Source organism: Kineococcus arenarius subsp. arenarius, assembly GCF_050871845.1.
Classification (GTDB): Bacteria; Actinomycetota; Actinomycetes; order Actinomycetales; family Kineococcaceae; genus Kineococcus.
Window position 1 is genome coordinate 1 of sequence record NZ_JBJLSE010000159.1, and the last position, 4,408, is coordinate 4,408.

The window sequence follows — 4,408 nt, forward strand, 5'->3', positions numbered from 1 at the left end:
ACACCGAGCAGGCGGACACCGAGCAGGCGGACACCGAGCAGGCGGACACCGAGCAGGCGGACACCGAGCAGGCGGACACCGAGCAGGCGGACACCGAGCAGGCGGACACCGAGCAGGCGGACACCGAGCAGGCGGACACCGATGCTCAAGCAGGTGCCCGATCCGATGTTCTACCGAAGGCTGATCGATCCTCGGCCGACCAACGGATTGAAGCTCTCAAGGGCGGTGATCCTGGTGCTGAGGCCGCCGAGCCAGCTGCACGTCTCACCCCACCCAGCGCACCGCTGCCGACAGCACACCAAAGCCGACTAACACCTCAGAGCCGACGGCCGAGTAACCGCAGAAGGCTTTCAACCACCAATGTCCCGGCCGCGGGGAAGGACCACAGACGACCACTGCGCTCGACGATGGACCTGAACCTCGGCAGGGGACGCCGCCAACGCCTGCGCAAGAGCCTGGTGTGGCTCCTTGTCGCAAGTATTGCCCTTCCTGCGGCGGGAGTCGTGATGCTCAACGCCATGACGAGCCAGGTCCGGATTGACGAACGGCTTGCGCCTGCCCCCACCAGTGAGGACTCCACGCAAGCGGTTCCTCCGACGATTACTGACGAGCAGACCTCGTTGTTCAACCAGCCAGCGGGAACATGCTTCAACCAATTCATCGAACGACAGTCCACCGCCAACGGCGATCCATTGGCCGCTGTGCCTTGCGAGAGCGACACAGCCCTCACGCGATTTTCGGCGTCGGGGTCCAACGAAGAAGTCGATCGCAACTGCCCGCCGAACGGGCGTACAGTGCTGACCCACGAGTCCAAGACATACTGCTACAACGCGATCTACCGCCCTGGTCTATGCCTGCCTGTTTATGACGCCTTTTCGGTGACGCGGATGTACGACATACCCATTGCCTGCAACGACCCAATTCCTGTCGAAAAGTTAGAAAAGCCCATCATTGAAAATCCCGTGCTTCGCCCAGCAAAGATTCAAGAGGTATTTAGGCTTGACACGCCCGCTCTTTGCTCAGCCCCAGCAGCAACTCTCGATCTAGCCTCAGTCAATGTCCGCTTGTGCGTAGTAGTGACTGATCAAGCCATAAGCACTTAACGGCCGCCGCTAAATAATGGCGTCCTTTCTCTACGGACCCTAGTCTGCGCCTGGCGCAGACCGCAGTGCCTTACCCAACGTCACCGAGACGGCGGTGCCTTGGCACCTATGCGGCCGAGCATTCTACGGGTATGCCGCGCCTAACCTTCCGCGACGCCTACCTCGTCGAAGACTCCATGGAGGGTCCGTACATCGGTGTCGCGCGCCGCGACCGCGCCGTCTGGCGCATCTTCCGCTTCGGCGTGCCCGATGAGCAGCAACCCCGAGAGGCTTTCGCTTCACGCGAGGAGGCCGGCGCCCGCCTGCTGGAGTACGCCGCCCCGCATGTGGTGGTGCCCAGCTAAGGAGATCCGAAAGCTAGCCCTCTCGATGGATCCTCGCCGACCGCGGCAATCGTCCTGGTTGCCACCGCAGCAGTGGCACTCCGCAGTGGCACAGCGGAGCAGGTAGAGCCTTCTGTTCGTACAGCACGTCCGCCCTGGCGACCTGATGGGGGGTACAGGCGCTTACAGGCAGTGGGCTGACCTCGCTGGAGAAGGTCCACCAGACTCTGGCGTCATGCCGCGCGCTTACAAGCTTTCCTTGCCCGTTAACCCTTCCTCGCTGAGGCAAGTCATCGATGATCTTCAAGAGGCTCAACGTGATCTTGATCGGGTTCCGGAGACGGTCAGTGCGGGTCCGGATCGGTTGACCCAGCTCCAACGACTGCTCCAACTTCAACGACAGCTAGATGAAGAGATCGCCTGGGAGGTCCACCGGGCCCGCCAGATCGGTCGTCGATCAGCGTCGTGGCGCTTGATCGCTGAAGCCTTCGAGATGCCACTGGGGACCGTCTACCGACGCTGGAGGAAGCCACCAGCGCGCTGATCGTTCCATTTTTGGAACGGCGGAGAAGAAAGTTGCACCGTCCTGACCTGCGGTTACGCCCCGAGAAGACGCTGCGTCTGTGTTCCGGATGCGGAACACACCTGGGCGTCACCCTGTCCTCCTCACCACACTTGGAGGGGGCTCCCATGGCTCGTAAGCGTCCAGGCACCGGCGACCTGCTCGTTGCCGCCAAGCTCGGGTGGGGCGTGACCGTGCGCTTCGCCTTCTTGGTCATGGTCATGTCTGCCCCGGCGGCTCTAGCTGCCGCTGGCTGGTGGGCCTACTCCCTGGGCTGGCTTGGCTAGCCGTGCTTGAGGGTGAGCGCAGGCAACGGCCGAGCGGCATGACCTTGCCCCTTCGCGACACACATCGCTTCCTTGTCGAGCCCCGTCTACAGGTAGGCATTCAAGACAGTGGTCCAGATGCCGATGTGCTGGCGGTGATCCCCGAGGAACCGTTCGTGCGACTGCTGCCGACCCAGGCGTGCGACATGGTGCCCTCGGCAGTGCGCTGGGCTCAGGCCGTGCACACCGCCCTCAAGGCGGTGCCGCGGCAGGAGATGCTGCGCCCGGCGCGAGAATCGCTGAGCGCGGTGACCTGGGTGCTGGCCGCGGCCGCCGACTTCGAAGACCGCATCCCGCCCGCCTTCACCGCCGAGGTCCTGGCCCGCGAAGCCGGCGTGGGGGCGAGGGTGTGGCAGAAGCGCACCGCGTGGCTGCGCGAGCACGGCTGGCTCGAGCACGCCGGAGCGCACGCGTGGTCCGGCTGGCAACTACGCAGCCCCGGCGTGGAGCACCCGCAGCCGGGCACGAGGCCCGCGTGAGACGCGGGCACGAGCACCCCGAGGGTCGCCGGCCCTTCACGCTGGAGCAGACCCACGCCTTCGGACACCAGGCGTGCCCGACCTGCGGGCAGCGCAGCGAGTGGTGGACCTGGTGGCGCCACCAGGAGAGCGGCGCCTGGTACCTGTCGGTGGGACGCTGCCCGCACTGCGACCGCACGAACAAGGACCCAACAGCAGAACAAGAAGCAGAGGACCGGATACCCCGGTAGGGCGCCCAGCTCACGCGTTCGGTCCGTGCACGATCAGGTGGCAGGAGCTCCGTCCCGATGAACACCAGCACCCCGCACCCGCCAGAGGGCGGGCGCGAGGCCGCCACCTCGACCACGGCGCACCTCGTGGCCGCCGGTGCGTGGCGGCGCCGCACCGGGCGGGTGCTGCTCAGCGCAGCGAGCCTGACCCTCGTGGTGGCGTGCGCACCCGGGCCGCAGCAGACACCGGCCTCGAACTCGAGCGTCTCGAGCGCTCCTACGTCCCCGGCGCCGGCCGCGTCCGCTGCAGCACCTGCGGCAGCACCTACGGCTGGGCCGCAGGCGTCCGGCGATGCCGCAGCGCCCACGCCCTCGACACTCCCTGTGCTGGCGGGTACGGCGTTGGCGGTGCTGGACACTCTCGAGGTCAAGGGCCGTGCCCCCAAGACCGGCTACAGCCGTGAGGCCTTCGGCGACGGGTGGGTCGACACCGACCGCAACGGGTGCGACACCCGCAACGACGTCCTGGCCCGCGACCTGGACGCTGAGATGTTCAAGCCCGGCACCCGCGACTGCGTCGTGGCCACCGGCACCCTGGCCGACCCCTACAGCGGCACCACCATCGCCTTCACCCGGGGTGAGGACACCTCCTCCGACGTGCAGATCGACCACGTCGTGGCCCTGTCCGACGCCTGGCAGAAGGGCGCCCAGCAGTGGGACACCACCAAGCGGATCGCCTTCGCCAACGACGGCCTCGAGCTGCTGGCCGTGGACGGGCCCTTGAACGGGCAGAAGGGCGATGGGGACGCGGCCACCTGGCTGCCCCCGCACCGCGCCTACCGGTGCACGTACGTGGCGCGGCAGGTGGCCATCAAGGCCACCTGGGGCCTGTGGATCACACCTGCGGAGAAGGACGCCATCGCCACCGTTCTGGCCACCTGTCCCGACCAGCCGGTGCCCACCACCGCGACAACCGCCCAACCGGCGCCAATCCAGCCTTCAGCCAGCCAGCCGGACGGCACCGTCCCCGCCGAGCCCTTCACCACTGCGCAGCCCTCCGCCGACGTGCAGGAGCCAGCACCTGCTGATGAGGCTGTCTCCTACGCCAACTGCGACGCGGTGCGCGCCGCCGGCGCCGCCCCGATCCGCACCGGTGAGCCCGGCTACAGCCGCAAGCTCGATCGCGACGGCGACGGCATCGGCTGCGAGTAGGACCGCCCGCTCACCCCGCGCTGGTGCGCTCAGCGAGGCGGTGCACATGGTGGTGAAGGGGCGATCAGGGTGGCGCCGTGGTGGTGCGCCAGCGCGCACGGGGCGGGGGGGGGGGGGGGGGGCGTTTGTTTGCACACCAACACAACACGCTGGTTTTGATTTTGATTAAAAACACAAACCAACCAACCCAACAC

General features: G+C 66.8%; 3 protein-coding genes and 1 pseudogene. All 4 read left to right on the forward strand.

Annotated features, from left to right (window positions below; all coding sequences use genetic code 11):
• A pseudogene (locus ACRYM0_RS20330) lies at positions 1-1,103 on the forward strand (hypothetical protein); the annotation flags it as partial.
• 131 nt (positions 1,104-1,234) lie between these two features.
• The gene (locus ACRYM0_RS20335) at positions 1,235-1,447 is read left to right on the forward strand and encodes a hypothetical protein (RefSeq protein WP_432507668.1); all 213 of its coding nucleotides are present in this window, start codon (positions 1,235-1,237) and stop codon (positions 1,445-1,447) included.
• A 962-nt stretch (positions 1,448-2,409) separates the two neighbouring features.
• Positions 2,410-2,793 (forward strand): hypothetical protein, encoded by a 384-nt coding sequence (locus ACRYM0_RS20340; RefSeq protein ID WP_432507669.1) that lies wholly within the window; start codon positions 2,410-2,412, stop codon positions 2,791-2,793.
• Positions 2,794-3,410: 617 nt separating this feature from the next.
• Positions 3,411-4,214: a GmrSD restriction endonuclease domain-containing protein gene (locus tag ACRYM0_RS20345; RefSeq protein WP_432507670.1), complete on the forward strand. Its 804-nt coding sequence runs from the start codon at positions 3,411-3,413 to the stop codon at positions 4,212-4,214.
• The last annotated feature ends 194 nt before the right edge of the window (positions 4,215-4,408 follow it).